We start from the raw sequence: 16,905 nt of genomic DNA on the forward strand, positions 1-16,905 counted from the left end.
ACAACCGGGAACACCCATGCTGAGCCGTACCGCGGATCATCTCTTCTGGATGGCGCGCTATACCGAGCGCGCCGAAAACACTGCCCGGATGCTCGATGCAAACTATCAGCTCTCGCTGCTGCCGCAATCCGATGAATACGCGGAACTCGGCTGGCGCGCGATGTTGTCGATTTCGGAATTGAGCGGCATCTATTCAGCCGCGCATCACGGCATGAAAAGCCGCGAAGTGATCGACTTCATGGCGCGCGATATTTCGAATCCGTCGTCGATTGTCAGTTGCCTGCGCGCTGCGCGTGAGAACGCGCGGGCCGTGCGCAGTTCGACCAACAGCGAGCTGTGGGAATCGCTCAACACGACATGGCTCGACTGTCAGCGCATGTTGGCCGACGGCATCCTTGAGCGCGAGCCGTACACGTTCTTCGAATGGGTCAAGTTCCGCTCGCATCTTTCTCGCGGCGTGCAGCTCGGCACGCTGGTCAAAGATGACGCGTTCTACTTCATGCGCCTCGGGACTTTCATAGAACGCGCGGACAATACAGCGCGCATTCTCGACGTGAAATTCGAAATGATGGAGCAACGCGCCGATACCGCCGCACAACCGTTCGATTATCACCACTGGACAGCGGTGCTCGGATCAGTATCGGGCTTCGAGGTCTATCGCCGTGTTTATCGCGATGTCATCACGCCGGAGCGGGTTGCGGGTTTGCTGATTCTTTACGGCGAATGGCCGCGTTCGCTTGCGGCAAGCATCGCGGAGGTCGAGCTGCTGATCGGTCACGTCACTAAAGGACGCGATACGGAGGCCGCGCGCTTAGCCGCGCAATTGAGCGCGGAGCTAAAGAACGGGCGCATCGGCGACATCCTTAAAGGCGGGCTGCACGCATATCTGGTGGATTTCCTGGCGCGCGTGAATGATCTTGCGGGCCGCGTGAGTCGCGAATTCCTTTTGCCGATTGCGCCGGAAGAACCGCCGGCGCCCGAGCAAACGCAATCACAAACGCAATCGCAAACACAGTCGCAGTCTCAAACGCTAAGCAAAGGCTAAACGCGTGCCCTTAACGCTTGGCCGCCGCCGCAACGACGCGATGCACGAAACGCAGCTTGTCGATGACCGCGGGCGGCAGCGTGAACGGATATCCGTCCGGCATGCCGAGGCTGCGATTGAGGCTGTTGAGCACATAAGTCAGCGGAAACCAGCGCTTCATCAGATTATCGAAGGTCGTCTCTTCGACTGGCGTCTGATCGGTGAGCGTCGGCTCATGCGGGCTGTCGGGCACGAGGACGAGACCGCACGAAACCGCCGTGTCGAGCGTGTCGACGATGTGCAGATAGTGCGCCCACGTCTCAGCCCAGTCTTCCCACGGATGCATCGTGGCATAGGCGCTGACGAAGTTGTCTTCCCACTGTGCGGGCGGCCCCGCCTGATAGTGACGATCGAGTGCGGCGCCATAGTCGGCTTGTTCGTCGCCGAATGCCGTGCGAAACGGCGCGATGCGCGCGGTATCGGCGATCAGTCGATCGAAGAAATAGTGGCCGGATTCATGACGGAAATGGCCAAGCAGCGTGCGATACGGTTCGTGAAGCGAAGAGCGTGTTTTCTCGCGATGTGCATCGTCGGCTTCGGCGATGTTAAGCGTGATGATGCCGTCGTTATGGCCCGTCATGACGCCATGACCTTGCGCGTCGCCTTCGAGAAACTGAAATTCGAGGCCGCGCTCGGGATCTTCCTGACGCGACTTAACGGTCAGGCCCAGTTCGGCAAAGGTGTACAGCAGACGACGCTTGGCCGCTTCGATGCGATACCAGTAGAGACGGTTCTCCGGAATCGCGAGGTTCGGAATGGTGCTCGTCAACTGACACGAGCGACAGAGCGGATCCGTGCCGGCTTCGGGCGCAGGCACGACCCAGTTGCAGATGTTTTCGATGGCGTAGTTATGGCACGGCTGATAAAGCGCGTCTTTTGCAAGCGGGTGCAGGCTGCGCCAGCGTCCGTCGTCGGTTTCGTCGAATGCGCTGATCTGATTGATTTCGGGCACGTAACCGAGCCGCGTGCCGCAGTTCTCGCAATGCGTGTTTTCGAAGAACACCAACTGGTCGCAACGGTTGCAGTGAAAGGTCTTCATCGTGTGGTCGGAAGAGGTGGGGTCGCGCGTCGTGCGCGTGCGGTGTGGGCTTAAGAGTCGCAAACATCGTGCCGCAAAGCCATCGTCTTTTCCGTGACAAGCAAATAAAGCGTGTGCGGACCGCCGCCTGCGCGCACGGCGTCATTTGAACAAAGGAGTACGGTGTGTCCATTCGCGTCGCGTTGAACCATGTCACGCATTATCGCTACGACCGCCTGGTCGGTCTCTCGCCGCAAGTCGTGCGCTTGCGGCCGGCGCCTCATTGCCGCACGCCGATCGTGTCGTATTCGATGCGCGTCGAGCCGGAAAATCATTTCATCAACTGGCAGCAGGACGCATTCGCGAACTATCAGGCGCGTCTCGTGTTTCCCGAGAAGACGCGCGAATTCAAGGTGACGGTCGATCTCGTCGCCGAGATGGCCGTCTATAACCCGTTCGACTTTTTTCTGGAGCCGACGGCCGAGAAATTTCCGTTCACGTATGCCCCGGAATTACTGCACGATCTTGCGCCTTACATGGTCAAGCGCGAGTTGACGCCGCGCTTTGCGGCATTCGTCGAAAGTATCGACAGAACGCCAACCGCCACGATGGATTTTTTGGTCGGCCTGAATCAGCGGCTGGCGCACGAGATTCGTTATCTCATCCGCATGGAGCCGGGCGTGCAGACGCCGGAGGAAACGCTCGAAACCGCGGCGGGATCGTGCCGCGACTCGGGCTGGCTGCTCGTCGAGACATTGCGCCATCTCGGTCTTGCCGCGCGCTTCGTTTCAGGCTATCTGCTGCAACTCGCGCCGGACACCAAATCGCTCGATGGCCCCAGCGGCACCGAAGTCGACTTTACCGATCTGCACGCCTGGTGCGAGGTGTATCTGCCGGGCGCAGGCTGGATCGGTTTCGATCCGACATCGGGGCTACTCGCGGGCGAAGGGCATATTCCGGTCGCCTGCACGCCGGAACCCGACAGCGCCGCGCCCGTCTCCGGTGCGGTGGAAAAGTGCGAAGTCGAATTCGCCCACACGATGTCGATCGAGCGCGTGCTCGAAACGCCGCGCGTGACCAAGCCGTACACCGAGGAAGACTGGAGCTCTGTGTTACGCATGGGCGAGCAGGTCGATGCGCGACTCGACGCAGCCGACGTGCGTCTGACGATGGGCGGCGAGCCGACCTACGTTGCCGTGCGCGACCGCGACGCGCCCGAATGGAATACGGATGCGCTCGGCCCGACGAAGCGCTCCTATGCGGTCTCGCTGATCGAAAAGCTGCGCGCGGAGTACGGCGCGAGCGGCTTTTTGCATATCGGTCAAGGCAAGTGGTATCCGGGCGAGCAGTTGCCCCGCTGGGCGCTGTCGCTGTTCTGGCGCGCGGACGGAGAACCGTGCTGGCACGATCCCGCGCTCTATGCGGACGAGCGGCAGCCCGCGTCGTATACATCGGACGATGCCGCGCGCTTCATCCGCCATCTCGCCGGAAAATTGTCTTTGGATTCAAAATACATTCAACCAGCCTTCGAGGACAGCTGGTATTACCTGTGGCGCGAGCGCCGTTTGCCGGTGAATGTCGACCCGTTCGATTCGCGGCTCGACGATGAACAGGAGCGCGCGCGCCTGCGCCGCGTGTTCGATGCCGGCCTGCCGTCGGTGACCGGTTACGTGCTGCCGATCTCGCGCGAAGAGGCATCCGCGACGCAGCCGGGCCGCTGGATAAGCGGCTCCTGGTTCTTCCGGGATGACCGCATGTACCTGACGCCGGGCGATTCGCCGATGGGCTACCGGCTGCCGCTCGATTCGCTGCCGTGGGTGTCGCCGGCCGATTACCCGTGGCAGCACGAGCACGACCCGTTCGCACCGACGACCCCGCTGCGCACCGCGGCTGAATTACGCATGCAATATGCCGATATGGATGTTGAATACCGCATGCAAAATGCCGGTGCAAGCGCGTCCGGGCGCCCGAGCGCTTTCTCCGGTGCGCCGGGTTCGTCAAATTCTTCAGGCGCGTCTGGAGACCGCATGCCCCGGCGCGGCGAATCCGCCGGTGCGTTCACTCGCACGGCGTTGTGCGTGGAAGCGCGCGATCCGGCGCGCGCGGCGGGACCCAAGGCCGAAGCCGATGCACTGAAAAAGCTCGGCAACGGCAACAAGCTCATGCACGTCTTCATGCCGCCGGTGACGGCGCTCGACGACTATCTCGATCTGCTTGCCGCCGTCGAGGCGACCGCCGCCGATCTCGGCATACCGGTGATCGTCGAAGGTTATCCGCCGCCGCGCGACGCACGTCTCAAGATGCTGCAAGTGACGCCCGATCCCGGCGTCATTGAAGTGAACATTCATCCGGCGGCAAACTGGAACGATCTCGTCGCGCATACCGAGTTTCTCTATAACGCCGCACACGAAACGTATCTGAGCCCGGAAAAGTTCATGATCGACGGGCGTCACACGGGCACGGGCGGTGGCAATCACTTCGTACTCGGCGGCGCGACACCGGCCGACAGCCCGTTCCTGCGCCGCCCCGATTTGCTGGCAAGCCTGATCGCCTACTGGCTCAATCATCCGTCGCTGTCGATGCTGTTTTCGGGTTTGTTCATCGGACCGACGAGTCAGGCGCCTCGCATCGACGAAGCACGCAACGATCAGGTCTATGAACTGGAGATCGCGTTTGCCGAGCTTCAGCGCCAACTCGATCAACTCGGCGGACGCGGCACGGCGACCGTGCCGCCGTGGCTCGTCGACCGCATTCTGCGCAACATCCTCATTGACGTAACGGGCAACACGCACCGCGCCGAATTCTGCATCGACAAGCTGTATTCGCCCGATGGCCCCACGGGCCGTCTCGGTCTGCTCGAATTGCGCGGCTTCGAAATGCCGCCGCACGCACGCATGAGTCTCGTGCAGCAATTGCTGCTGCGTGCACTCGTCGCGCGTTTCTGGGAGAAACCCTACACGGCGCGCCTCACGCGTTGGGGCACGGAACTGCATGACCGCTTCATGCTGAGCACCTTCGTGCAGATGGATTTCGACGACGTACTCGCCGAACTGCGCGATGCCGGCTTTGGATTCGAGCGCAGCTGGTTTGCGCCGCACTTCGAGTTCCGCTTTCCGCTCGTCGGTGAATATGACACGAGCGGTATCTCGCTGACCATCCGCAACGCGCTCGAGCCATGGCATGTGATGGGCGAAGAGGGCGCGACCGGCGGCACCGTGCGTTATGTGGATTCGTCCGTCGAGCGGCTCGAGGTGCGTGCGCTCGGCTTGAATGGCGACCGCCATGTCGTGACCGTGAACGGCGTGCCGCTACCGCTGCAATCGACAGGCCGTGTCAGCGAATACGTCGCCGGTGTGCGTTTTCGCGCGTGGTCGCAGTCGGCGTCGCTGCATCCGACCATCGACGTGCATGCACCGCTGACCTTCGATATCGTCGATACATGGACGGGCCGCGCGCTCGGCGGCTGCCAGTATCATGTTGCGCATCCGGGCGGGCGCAACTATCAGACGTTCCCGGTCAACGCATACGAAGCGGAGAGCCGGCGGCGCGCGCGCTTCTTCGCGACGGGGCACACGCCCGGCGCAATGCGCATCGATGCGCGTGAACGCAGCCTCGAATTTCCGTTCACGCTCGACCTGCGCTATCGTTGAACGCACAATCATCATTCGAATAAATTCGAATAAAGAACCGAGACGACTTTGGCTTATCAATCGAGCTTGCCCTTCGACATTGCCGCCGCCCGCGTCGATGCCCTCGCGCTGCTGCGCACGCTGCCTGCGCGCGAAGGGCACTGGGACGAGTTGCGCGATGCGTCGGGGCAGTTGCGCGAGCCGTGGCGTCAGTTCTTCGAATTGCTCGGCGAGCAGGGCATCGCAAGGCTCGACGATGGCGTTGCCGCGGTCGCGCAACAGGTGCGCGATAACGACATCACCTATAACGTCTATGCCGATAACGGCAAGCCGCGCGCGTGGTCGCTCGATCTTCTGCCGCTCATCATCGATGAACAGGAATGGGCGGCGATCGAACGCGGCGTCGCTCAGCGCGCGCGTCTGATGGAAGCGATCGTCGCCGATGTGTACGGGCCGCAGACGCTGCTTCATCGCGGTCTTCTGCCGGGCGCGCTCGTGTTCGGTCATCCCGGTTATCTGCGTGCGGTGAAGGGCTTCGTGCCGCCGCTCGGCCGCTTTCTGCAGATCGTTGCTGTGGATCTCGCGCGCACGCCGTCGGGTGCATGGACCGTCATCGCGCATCGTACCGAGGTGCCGTCGGGTCTCGGCTATGCGCTGGAAAACCGGCTGATCGTCGCGACCTTGTTCGCCGATCCGTTTCGCGCGATGCGCGTGAGCCGCCTCGCCGCGACATATTCGCAACTCATCGCGACGATCGCGCAAGCCGCACGCGCCACCATGCGCGACGACGAAGGCGGACGCACCGACGCATCGAACGATGCGCCGCATATTGCGCTGCTGAGCCCGGGCCCCTTCAGCGAGACCTACTTCGAACATGTGTTTCTCGCGCGCTATTTCGGCGTGACGCTCGTCGAAGGCAAGGACCTCACGGTGCGTCACGACAAGCTCTATCTCAAGACGCTTGCGGGCTTGTCGCGCGTGCATGCCGTGTTGCGGCGTCTCGACGATGCGTTCTGCGACCCCGTCGAATTGCGGGCGGATTCGAGCATCGGCGTGCCTGGTCTCTTGCAGGTGATGCGCGCGGGCAACGTGATGGTGTCGAACGTGCCGGGTGCGGGCTTCACCGAGTCGCCTGCGCTCAATGCATTTTTGCCGGGCATCGCACAGGCGCTGCTCGGTGAAACGCTCGAATTGCCGACTGTGCCGACATGGTGGTGCGGCGAGGAAGCAGCGCGCAATGAAGCATTCGAATCGATGGACAGCGCGCTCATTGCGCCGACATGGCCGGGCGCGCAGGCCGATCAGGCGCCCGGCATCGATGCGGGCGTGCAGGAACTGGCCGCATGGCGTGAACGAATCGAACGCGCGCCGGATGTATTCACGATTCAGGAGCACCTGCCGTTTTCCAGCGCGCCGCGCTTTCACGATGGCGCATTGGGCTCGCGTCCGTGTGTCTTGCGCGCTTATGCGATCGCGGATATCGATGGAAGCTGGAGCGTGATGCCTGGCGGCTTCACACGCCTTGCGGCCGATCGACGCGCGACCGTGTCAATGCAATTCGGCGGCAGCAGCGTCGATACATGGGTGATGTCGAGTCAGCCGGGCGGTGCCGTGTCGCTGCGTCCGACGCCGATCAAACCCGGTGATCTGCGCAAGCATCGCACGGTGTCGAGCCGCGCGGCGGAGAATCTGTTCTGGGCCGGTCGCTATGGCGAACGCGCCGAAAACAATGTGCGGCTGTGTCGTTTGCTGCTCGGCATGCTGGACGGCAGCGACGCGGAAGAACTCTTTCCGACGCTTGCCGAACTCGCATCGCAGTGCGGGCTGATTCCATCGGTCGATACGCTTGCGCGCAGCACGCCGCAAGCATTCGAACGAGTGCTGCTGGCGGGACTCACGGAGTCCAGCCGCGCGACGAGCATCGGCAGCAATCTCGCGGATCAGGTGCGTGCATGCGGCGAGATACGCGATCGACTCTCGACCGACCATTGGCGCACGATCCTCGCATCGCGCAACGACTTCCGCGATGCACTCGAACGTCTTGCACTCGCCGATATCGATGCAGAGGGCATGCCGCGCATCGGCCGCGATTACGATCGTGTAATGCTCGCGAATGCACTCGAACATCTTTCGACGCAGTTGTGCGCGATCAGCGGCGCGCAAGGCGATCGCATGACGCGCGACGAAGCGTGGCGTCTGTTGTTCATCGGGCGGCATATCGAACGCGTCGCGACCATGTCCACGTTTCTGCGCGTGGTCGCCGAGCGCGGCACGCTTGCATCGCCGGCAGGTTTCGACCTGCTGCTGCAACTCTTCGACAGCACGCTCACGTATCGCTCGCTTTATCCGGGAAGGCTCGAAGTTCCGGCGCTGATCGATCTGATCGTCGTCGATCAAACCAATCCGCGCGGGCTCTATGGCGTCTATGCGCGTCTGCGCACGAAGCTCGATGAGATCGCAGCCGCTGCGGGCGGCGCGCGCCGCGTGCAGGCCTCGCGCTTCGCGGACCTGCTCACGCATGCCGATGCGTTGCCGCAACTCGCGGCGCTGTGCGAGACGAACGAAAGCGGCGGCTACCCTGCGCTGATCGCCGTGTGCGACAGACTCGTTGCGTCCGTGAGCGCAGCGTCGAGCGAAGTGAGCGCGCGATACTTCAGTCACGCGAATACGCTTGCCGCGCAGGTGTCGGCATGAACATCGGCATCGATGACACGGTGCTCGCGGTCACGCACCGCACGACCTATCGCTATTCGACGCCGGTCGAAATCGCGCAGCATCTCGCGACCATTCGTCCGCTGCATTGTCCGTGGCAACAGGTGATTTCGCATACGGAACGCATCGAGCCGGTGCCGTCGTATGTGCATAGCCGTGTCGATGCATTCGGCAACGACGTGCTGTACTTCTCGCTCGATGCACCGCACGAACGCCTCTCGATGACGAGCGAAACAACAGTGCGTCTGACGCCGCGCTGGAGCACGCTCGATGCCGATGCAACGCCGCCGTGGGAAGAAGTCGCGCAACGCTTGCGCTACAGCGCGGGTGCGCCGTTTTTTGTCGAAAGCGAGTTCTGCTATGCCTCGCCCAACATCTCGCTCGAACATGAATTGCGCGAGTATGCTCAAGCCAGTTTCGATGCAGGCACGCCGCTCGTTACGGGCGCGATCGATCTGATGCATCGCATCCACGCGGACTTCGAATATCGGCCTTCGTCGACATCATTCGATACACCCGCGTCGCGCGCATTCGAGTTGCGGCACGGCGTCTGCCAGGACTTCTCGCAAGTAATGATCGGCTGCCTGCGCGCGCTGGGCCTTCCGGCTCGCTATGTAAGCGGTTATTTGCGCAACGATCCGCCGCCGGGACATGCGCGGCTCATCGGCGCGGATGCATCGCACGCATGGGTCTCGGTGCATTGTCCGCAAAGCGGATGGATCGATCTGGATCCAACCAACGACGTGCTCGCCGATCTCGATCACGTGACGCTCGCCACCGGCCGCGATTACAGCGATGTGTCGTTGTTGCGCGGCATGATCCTTGGCGGCGGCGCACATCATGTGGATGTAGCGGTGAATGTGCTGACCTTGTAAATCGTAATGAAAGCGCGACGCGCCGGGCTGCGTTAATCTTCAGGTTTTCGTCGCTCATGCGCGAGCGTTCGCGCATGTCATTTCGCTTCGCAAGGAGATTTGCACGATGGAATACGTGAAACTGGGCACGACCGGCCTCGACGTATCGCGGCTTTGTCTCGGCTGCATGACATATGGCGTCGCCGATCGCGGCACGCATCCGTGGACGCTCGACGAAGAACGGAGCCGTCCGCTCATTCAGCAGGCGCTCGATGCCGGCATCAACTTCTTCGATACGGCCAATGTCTATTCGGACGGTACGTCAGAGGAAATCGTCGGACGTGCGCTGCGTGATTTCACGAAGCGTGACGATATCGTGATCGCGACGAAAGTGTTCAATCGCATGCGTCCCGGTCCGAATGGCGCGGGACTGTCGCGCAAGGCCATCTTCAATGAAATCGACAACAGCTTGCGACGTCTCGGCACCGACTACGTCGATCTTTACCAGATCCATCGCTGGGACTACACCACGCCGATCGAGGAAACGCTCGAAGCGTTGCACGATGTCGTGAAGGCGGGAAAGGCGCGTTATATCGGCGCTTCGTCGATGTATGCATGGCAGTTCAGCAAGGCGCTGTACACGTCGCGTTCGCATGGCTGGACCGAGTTCAAGACGATGCAGAACCACTTGAATCTGCTGTATCGCGAGGAAGAGCGCGAGATGCTTCCGCTGTGCAAGGATCAAGGCATCGGCCTCATACCGTGGAGTCCGCTTGCTCGCGGGCGTCTCACGCGCGATTGGGATGCGACGAGCGAGCGTCAGGAGTCGGATAGCTTCGGCAGCACGCTGTATCGGACCGACGATGCGGATCGCGCCGTGGTCGAAGCGGTCGCGGCCGTAGCGAAGGCGCGCGGCGTGCCGCGTGCGCAGGTTGCGTTGGCGTGGGTGGCGCAGAAGTCGCCGGTGACTGCGCCGATCATCGGCGCGTCCAAGCCGAGTCATTTGAGCGATGCGGTCGCGGCGTTGTCGCTGAATCTCACGGCTGAAGAGATCGCGCAACTCGAAGCGCCGTATGTGCCGCATGGCGTTGCCGGATTCAAATGACCGACTATTGAACGCATGCTGAAGCGCGCGATCACAACTGCGATTCGATCGGCAAGATGCCCATCATCCAGATGCCCGCGCGCTTGAGCGCCGACACATCCGGCTCGCTATCGAGCACGATCGTCTTGCCGTTTGCGTCGGTATCGATCCACACCATGCGCTTGCGTCCCGTGCCGTCGTCCTGCAACTCTACGCGCCACGCAATGCGATCGATATTCGTCTCGATGCCGCCCGCCACTTGTTCCGCGGCATCCGCGCTTTCGCAATACACGCCGATCTCCGTATTCAACTCGACCGAGCGCGGATCGAGATTCATCGAGCCGATGAAAATGCGCGTGCGATCGAACACATAGGTCTTCGCATGCAACGAAGCCTTCGATGAACCGAACGTCGTCTTCTTCGGGCTTCTCTCTTCCTTGTCGTCCGATGCAGCAACAGGCTTCAGTTCATACAGACGCACGCCTGCTTCGAGCATGTCGCGGCGATAGCGCTGATAACCCGCATGCACCGCGGCGACATCGGTGGCTGCGAGCGAGTTCGTGAGCACGGTGACGCGCACGCCGCGCGATGTCATCGAACGCAGCCATTGCACGCCTTCCTTGCGCGGCACGAAATAAGGCGACACGATCAGCATCTCCTTGCCGGGTTCGAGACTCATCGCCTTGAACTGCGACATCAGATGCCCTTCCGTATCGCCGGGCGCGCGCGTGATTTTCGCGGGATCGTCATAAAGCAGCGTTGCCTTGCCCCATGAGAACGCGGTATCGCGCGCCTGTATCACGTTCGCCATGCGCTCGCGGACTTGCGCGACATAAGGCGAATGCGATTCCGTCAGCAGATACGCATCGAGCTTCTGACGATAGGCGGCCAGCGCGTCCGGATCGGCGCGGCGGCCCATGAGGTTTTCGATCGGATAGGCTGCATCCGAATTCCAGTAGAGATCGAACGCGCTCGATACTTCGCGCACCACGGGCCCATGCACGAGCACATCGAGATCGCCGAACGCGACCGTGCTCGACGCGCCAAAGTATTCGTCGCCGATATTGCGCCCGCCGAGAATGGCCGCCTGATTATCGGCGACGAGCGCCTTGTTATGCATGCGGCGATTCACGCGAAAGAACTCGAACGCCGAGCCGAGCTTCTTGAACGTGCGGCTCGCGACCGGATTGAAGAGACGCACCTGCACGTTCGGATGCGACGCCAGCGCGAGCAGAAACTGATCGTCGGCGTTGGTGCCGAGGTCATCGAGAAGCAGCCGCACGCGCACGCCGCGATCGGCCGCGCGCATGACCGATGCGGCCATCTCGCGGCCGGTCAGGTCGTCGTGCCAGATGTAGTACTGGAGATCGAGCGTGCGCGCGGCGGTCTCGCTCAGGATCACGCGCGCGATCAGCGCGTCCATGCCGTTCGAAAGAAGATGGAATGCGTTGTCGCCGGGATGCGCAGCCTCACCGGCCGCGAAGGCGGTGCCGAGCGGCGTGCCGCTTGTATCGTTGAAGGCGTGGCTTTCCATGCGTCCGGTTTGAGGCGGGAGGCTTGCGCATGAACTCATCAGCAACATCATGGCGATGAGTCGAAGCGCGGCGAACCAGTTTCGAAGTGTCATCGTGCGTCCTTCGCGATGGACTGCATAGCTCAAACGAGGCTCTTTTCACGCCGCGCCGCTTCATTCAAACGCGCGCGCACGAAGCCGATATGCTCGCGCAGCACGTAGAGCGCATCGGCATAGGCAAGCGGCAACTTAAGCGTATCGAGTGATTCTTCGATGTAGTCAAGTTCGATGACTAGCGCGCGCCGCTCATCCTCGTTGGTGAGTTTCATCGCGCCGCGTTCGACCGCAATCAACGCGCCATAGTAGCGATAGATACGCGAGCGCACGCGCCATCGATACAACGCGGGCACGAGCCGTAGCGCGGGAAAGATCAGCACCGCAACGGGCAACAACAGCACGAGCGCGCGATCGGCGATATTGGCGAGCCAGAACGGCAACGTGCGATAGAAAAAGCTCTTGCCCGAGCGGTAATAACGGCTTGCGTCTTCGCTGATCGGAAATTCATGCGCGACGACATTCGGAAACTGACCCGCGCGTTGCAGAAGGCCGGCGGTGGCATGCACTTCCTGCGCGGCTTCGATGAGCAAGTCCGATAACGCCGGATGCAGGCTCGGCCGTGCGATCAGTTCGACTGTCGGACTCACGAGATGCACCGCTTCGGGCGGAATGCGGCGGCCGAGATCGAGCACGCCGGGCGGCAGTTCGATATCGTCGAGATAAGGAAAGAGACGCGTGTAGGCGCTCGCTTCCTTGAAGTCCATCACGGAGATGCCGGGTACGCGCAATAGACGCAGCATGAGCCCGCGCGTGGCGGAGTCGCCCGAAAGGAAGACGGCGTCGGCTTCATTGCTGACGAGTTGCGTCGCGGCTTGCAGGCCATCCGTCGGCAGAAGCTGCGTGCTGCCGCCTGCACTGATGCCGTTTGCTTCCAGAAGCTTCAGCGAGAGCATGCGCGTGCCGCTGCCTTCACGGCCGATAGCAATGCGCTTGCCTTCCAGTTGCGACAACAACGTCAGGCCTTTGCCGCGATAGAACACGACGAGCGGTACATACGACACGCTTCCGAGCGACATCAACCGCGCTGCTTGTTCCCTGGTCGCGATGCCGCCTTGCACGAGCGCGAGATCGACATGCTGCTTCGGATCGAGCAGACGTTCGAGGTTCTGCACGGAGCCATCCGATGGCAGCACCTTCAGCGTGATGCCGTTGCGCGCCAGGATCTTCGCGTATTCCTGCGAGATGAGATAGAACGAGCTGTCGGACTGACCCGCACTCATCGTGATGGTCTTGGGGGGCGCCGGATCGACGAGCCAGTACACGAGCGCTGCAATGATCGCGATGACCAGCACGACCGGACCGGCGGTCCAGGTGATGTCGTGCAGGACGCCTTTCGCGTGATCGTGAGGGAGATGAGGACGCTTCATGCGGTGCCTCGTCATGAACGATTGCCGTTTGATGCCTGCGCGTCGGGATAGACGTGGAGCATGTCGTGTCGATGTCGGTAGCGGCGTTGACTTGCAGTTTAACGCTCCACGCAGACAAAACGACAAGGCCGGCGCGCATTCGGCCGGCCTTGCATTGCGTCGATGTCTCTTTTATGCCCAGTGTGCAGGGATCCAGACTGCGCCCACGTAATGGCCCGGAATCCAGATCGCGCGACGTGGCACGACATAGACGGTCTTGACCGGCGGCGGGGGCGGCGCAATGTAGACGGTCTTGACTGGAGGCGGAGGCGGTGCCACGACCACGGTCTTCACAGGAGGCGGCGGCGCAATCACGACGGTCGAAGGCGGCGGGGGCGGTGCGATGACGACGGTCGATGAAGGCGGCGGGGGCGGCGGCACGATCACGGGCGCGGCGACCACTGTCGTCGAACCTGTCACGACCGTCGTGCCCGATGTGACCGTTGCGCCGCCCACGACCGTCGTGCTGTGCGAGCCGCTGGTGGTCGTCGCGGTGCCCGAGGTCACGACCACGCCCGGCGCCACGCTCGTCGCGCTGCCCGAATGGTTCACCGTGCCGCCGTTTGCCGTATTGACGGTGCCGGAGCGGTTGCACGTATAGCCCGCGCAATTCGTCGATGCCGAGTGCGTCGACGTGTTGCCGTTCGGACCCGTCACCGAGCCCGTCGACGAGTATTGTCCCGGCGCGGTACGCGTGACCGTGTCGCTGCCGGTCGCGGTCTTGCCGTTCGGGCCGGTGGCGCTGCCGTCATGCGTGCAGCTTCCGCCGGCGCAACTCGTGTCGCCCGCATGTTGCACGGAGCGGTCGTTCGGGCCGTATGCCGTGCCCGAGTTGGAGAACTGGCCGGGCGAGGTGCGCGTGACGGTGCCGGAGTTGGTGGCGACGCGGCCCCACGGATTTTCGACGCCGCCCGCATGCGAGCAACTGCCGCCGCCGCACGAGCCGACGTGCGCGCCCTGATATTCGCCGCGGCCCGTGTAGGCCGTGCCGCCACGTGCCCAGCCGGCGAACGCCGAGCTGCTGCACAGCGTGAGCGCGGCCGCCGTCGCGACGAGCAGCAGATGACGGGCGCGGCTCTTGTTCGAAGCGGCTTCTGAAGCGAAAGTCGATCTGGTTTTCACGGGATGTCCTTCTCGGTTCTTTAGGCTACGCTGCGTTTCGTGTGGCGACGGAAGTGACTATAGGGGAAGGGTCCGGCTAAGTCCCGCGCAGACTTATTTCACGCGATGTCATGGCGGGAAGCGTTGTCCTATAAGGCTCTGGCGGATTGCCACGATGAGGCCGAAGGGGGCGTCCGACACAATCTGAAGCGTTGCGGCACACTAGCGGCTGCTGTCCGTCGCGGTATTCGTCATAACAAAAGAAGCCGAAGAGTTCACCATGTCCACGTCCACTCGAATCAAGATCGCCGTACTCGACGATTATCAAAACGTCGCGCTTTCCATGGCCGACTGGTCGCCGCTCGATTCGCGCGCGGAAATTACCGTCTTCAACGATCACATCGCCGATCGCGCTGCATTGCTCGAGCGTCTGCATCCTTTCGATGTCGTCTGCGCAATGCGCGAGCGCACGCCTTTCACGCGCGACATCATCGACAATCTGCCGAACCTCAAGCTCATTGCATCGACGGGCGCGGCCAATGCATCGATCGACCTTGAAGCCGCGGCCGCACGCGGCATTGAAGTGCGGCACACGGGCTACTCGTCCGCGCCGACGATCGAATTCACCTGGGCGCTGATCCTCGGGCTGATGCGCAACATCCCCGCCGAAAATCGCTCGCTCAAAGACGGCGGCTGGCAGGTCGGCCTCGGCACCGAACTCGCGGGCAAGACGCTCGGCTTGCTGGGTCTCGGACGCGTAGGTTCGGCAGTCGGTGTGATCGGCCGCGCATTCCGCATGAACGTGATCGCGTGGAGTCAGAACCTGACGGCCGAGCGCGCAGCGGAAAAAGGCGTTGAACTCGTCGACAAGGACACGCTGTTCAAGACGTCCGATGTGCTCTCGGTTCATCTGCGTCTGAGCGAGCGCACGCATCATCTTGTCGGCGCAAAGGAGATCGCGCAAATGAAGCCGACGAGCCGCCTCGTCAATACGTCGCGCGGGCCGATTGTCGATAGCGTTGCGCTGATCGATGCGTTGAAGTCGGGCAAGCTTGCGGGCGCGGGCATCGACGTCTACGACGAAGAGCCGCTCGCCCCGAACGATGCGTTGCGCTCGCTGCCCAATGTGCTGGCGACGCCGCATATCGGCTACGTGGCGGAGGATCTGTATCGCACGTTTTATGGCGATACCGTGCGCAATATCGTGGAATGGCTCGATACGCGCAAGGCCTGAGCTTGGCGCTTATGATTTGGCGCGTCGCGTTGGCTCTTTCGAGTCTTCAGTCGGGAACAGCGAGAACAGGGTTTCGATTGCAACGGTCGCGCGGCGCTTTGCGTCCGTGCGGCCCACCGCAAGCTCGATAACCGCAAGCCCGACGACAAGCGAGTGCACCATCGACACATGTTCCTTCGTCACGACGAGTCCCATTGCTTCGAGCATGCGCGTGATGCGCACCGCGACGCCCTCGGCGAGTTCGCGAAACAGGCTGCGTATGGAAGGCTCTTCGTCCGCGGCTTGCGCCAAGGCCATCAGCACGCGGGTGTTCTCGTGACGCATCGCGACGCTTGCAATCGATGCGGCCGTGACCTTCGGCGACGACTCGCCCGCGAATGCATCCACGGCGGCGAGCTGGCCCTCGATCGCCGTGCGCGCGACTGCTTCGATCAGCGCGAGCCGCGTCGGAAAATAATAGGTGAGGTGACTTTGACGCACGCCCGCGCGCGCCGCCACGCGGGGTTGCGTGAAGCCCAAATAGCCTTCTTCGCGCAACGTGGCGAGCGCGGCTTCGAGAATGATTTGTCGGCGATCCTGCACGGCATGTTCCGCTGTTTGGTTGATATACCAAACCTTAGCGCGCAAGCAGCGCGGCGTCAACCGGATGCCGCTTTCACGAGCCTGATTGATTGTTATACGAGGGCGGTTGCGGATTGTTCGCGGGATTCGTGTCGTACTTGCGGATATCGACGATCGCCGCGCTTGCGAGCGAGTGAAGATCGGCTTCGAGTGCATCGGCCAAAGCCTTTTCATAGACTTCTTCGCCATTCACATAGAGCGTGAAGGCTTCGAGATATTTTGCTTTCTTCGCGGGATTCTCGATGGTTTCGCGCGTCCATCGATACAGCGGATAGTGCTCGATTCCGTCGCGCTCGGCTTGCGCCACATAGTCGGCGAAGGCATCGTACTGACATTTCAATTGCGCGTTGTGCCTGGCAAGCACTGCATTGAGCGCCGCGAGCGTTTCATTCGACGTTTGCTGACGCGCCATTGCCGCGTACTCGGGCGCAAGTTTGATTCGAACCTGGTATTGCCACGTTGCGTTCATGATGTCCTTTCAGCTTTGAAAGCGATTAAAGCACTCGCGTGCGGAACATGCGAATCATGCACT

12 protein-coding genes are annotated in these 16,905 nt (G+C 62.0%); 6 read left to right on the forward strand and 6 right to left on the reverse strand.

All coding sequences use genetic code 11. From position 1 onward, the window contains the following. The first annotated feature begins 16 nt into the window (after window positions 1–16). Entirely contained in the window at window positions 17–1,045 is a 1,029-nt protein-coding gene (locus tag BRPE64_RS26455) for an alpha-E domain-containing protein (protein ID WP_016348028.1), read from the forward strand. Between the two features lie 10 nt (window positions 1,046–1,055). Here the strand turns inward: BRPE64_RS26455 and BRPE64_RS26460 are convergent, their stop codons facing one another. Continuing rightward, entirely contained in the window at window positions 1,056–2,123 is a 1,068-nt protein-coding gene (locus BRPE64_RS26460; protein ID WP_044043331.1) for a zinc-binding metallopeptidase family protein, read from the reverse strand. 164 nt (window positions 2,124–2,287) lie between these two features. Between BRPE64_RS26460 and BRPE64_RS26465 the strand changes: the two genes are divergently transcribed. The 4 genes from BRPE64_RS26465 (at window position 2,288) to BRPE64_RS26480 (ending at window position 10,402) form a co-directional block, all read left to right on the forward strand. Continuing rightward, on the forward strand, window positions 2,288–5,752 hold the full coding sequence (locus BRPE64_RS26465) for a transglutaminase family protein (protein WP_016348030.1): 3,465 nt from the start codon (window positions 2,288–2,290) through the stop codon (window positions 5,750–5,752). Window positions 5,753–5,800: 48 nt separating this feature from the next. Continuing rightward, complete coding sequence (locus tag BRPE64_RS26470; protein WP_016348031.1) at window positions 5,801–8,425, forward strand: circularly permuted type 2 ATP-grasp protein; 2,625 nt, start codon at window positions 5,801–5,803, stop codon at window positions 8,423–8,425. Next, on the forward strand, window positions 8,422–9,318 hold the full coding sequence (locus BRPE64_RS26475) for a transglutaminase family protein (RefSeq protein WP_016348032.1): 897 nt from the start codon (window positions 8,422–8,424) through the stop codon (window positions 9,316–9,318). The genes BRPE64_RS26470 and BRPE64_RS26475 overlap by 4 nt, the downstream gene beginning before the upstream one ends. A 106-nt stretch (window positions 9,319–9,424) precedes the next feature. Further along, entirely contained in the window at window positions 9,425–10,402 is a 978-nt protein-coding gene (locus BRPE64_RS26480) for an aldo/keto reductase (protein ID WP_016348033.1), read from the forward strand. Window positions 10,403–10,433: 31 nt separating this feature from the next. On the opposite strand, the gene BRPE64_RS26485 is transcribed toward BRPE64_RS26480, so the two are convergent. From BRPE64_RS26485 to BRPE64_RS26495, 3 genes are all read right to left on the reverse strand, one after another. Next, on the reverse strand, window positions 10,434–12,008 hold the full coding sequence (locus BRPE64_RS26485; RefSeq protein ID WP_044043333.1) for a phospholipase D family protein: 1,575 nt from the start codon (window positions 12,006–12,008) through the stop codon (window positions 10,434–10,436). A gap of 29 nt (window positions 12,009–12,037) precedes the next feature. Beyond that, window positions 12,038–13,393, reverse strand: a complete 1,356-nt coding sequence (locus BRPE64_RS26490) for a TAXI family TRAP transporter solute-binding subunit (protein WP_044043334.1) — start codon at window positions 13,391–13,393, stop codon at window positions 12,038–12,040. 156 nt (window positions 13,394–13,549) lie between these two features. Further along, a complete protein-coding gene (locus BRPE64_RS26495; RefSeq protein ID WP_016348036.1) occupies window positions 13,550–14,539 on the reverse strand; it encodes a hypothetical protein in 990 nt (329 codons plus the stop codon). A gap of 259 nt (window positions 14,540–14,798) precedes the next feature. Between BRPE64_RS26495 and BRPE64_RS26500 the strand changes: the two genes are divergently transcribed. After that, entirely contained in the window at window positions 14,799–15,752 is a 954-nt protein-coding gene (locus BRPE64_RS26500; RefSeq protein WP_016348037.1) for a D-2-hydroxyacid dehydrogenase family protein, read from the forward strand. A gap of 9 nt (window positions 15,753–15,761) precedes the next feature. On the opposite strand, the gene BRPE64_RS26505 is transcribed toward BRPE64_RS26500, so the two are convergent. Next, a complete protein-coding gene (locus BRPE64_RS26505) occupies window positions 15,762–16,334 on the reverse strand; it encodes a TetR/AcrR family transcriptional regulator (protein ID WP_044043729.1) in 573 nt (190 codons plus the stop codon). A gap of 73 nt (window positions 16,335–16,407) precedes the next feature. After that, window positions 16,408–16,842, reverse strand: coding sequence for a hypothetical protein (locus BRPE64_RS26510; RefSeq protein WP_016348039.1), 435 nt, complete (start codon window positions 16,840–16,842; stop codon window positions 16,408–16,410). Window positions 16,843–16,905: the final 63 nt, after the last annotated feature.

Source organism: Caballeronia insecticola (assembly GCF_000402035.1).
Lineage (GTDB): Bacteria > Pseudomonadota > Gammaproteobacteria > Burkholderiales > Burkholderiaceae > Caballeronia > Caballeronia insecticola.

Excerpts from the sequence above, each read along its gene's own strand:
- BRPE64_RS26455 (WP_016348028.1), top strand. The coding sequence starts at position 17 with ATGCTGAGCCGTACCGCGGATCATCTCTTCTGGATGGCGCGCTATACC.
- BRPE64_RS26460 (WP_044043331.1), bottom strand. The coding sequence starts at position 2,123 with ATGAAGACCTTTCACTGCAACCGTTGCGACCAGTTGGTGTTCTTCGAA.
- BRPE64_RS26475 (WP_016348032.1), top strand. The coding sequence starts at position 8,422 with ATGAACATCGGCATCGATGACACGGTGCTCGCGGTCACGCACCGCACG.
- BRPE64_RS26480 (WP_016348033.1), top strand. The coding sequence starts at position 9,425 with ATGGAATACGTGAAACTGGGCACGACCGGCCTCGACGTATCGCGGCTT.
- BRPE64_RS26485 (WP_044043333.1), bottom strand. The coding sequence starts at position 12,008 with ATGACACTTCGAAACTGGTTCGCCGCGCTTCGACTCATCGCCATGATG.
- BRPE64_RS26490 (WP_044043334.1), bottom strand. The coding sequence starts at position 13,393 with ATGACGAGGCACCGCATGAAGCGTCCTCATCTCCCTCACGATCACGCG.
- BRPE64_RS26500 (WP_016348037.1), top strand. The coding sequence starts at position 14,799 with ATGTCCACGTCCACTCGAATCAAGATCGCCGTACTCGACGATTATCAA.
- BRPE64_RS26510 (WP_016348039.1), bottom strand. The coding sequence starts at position 16,842 with ATGAACGCAACGTGGCAATACCAGGTTCGAATCAAACTTGCGCCCGAG.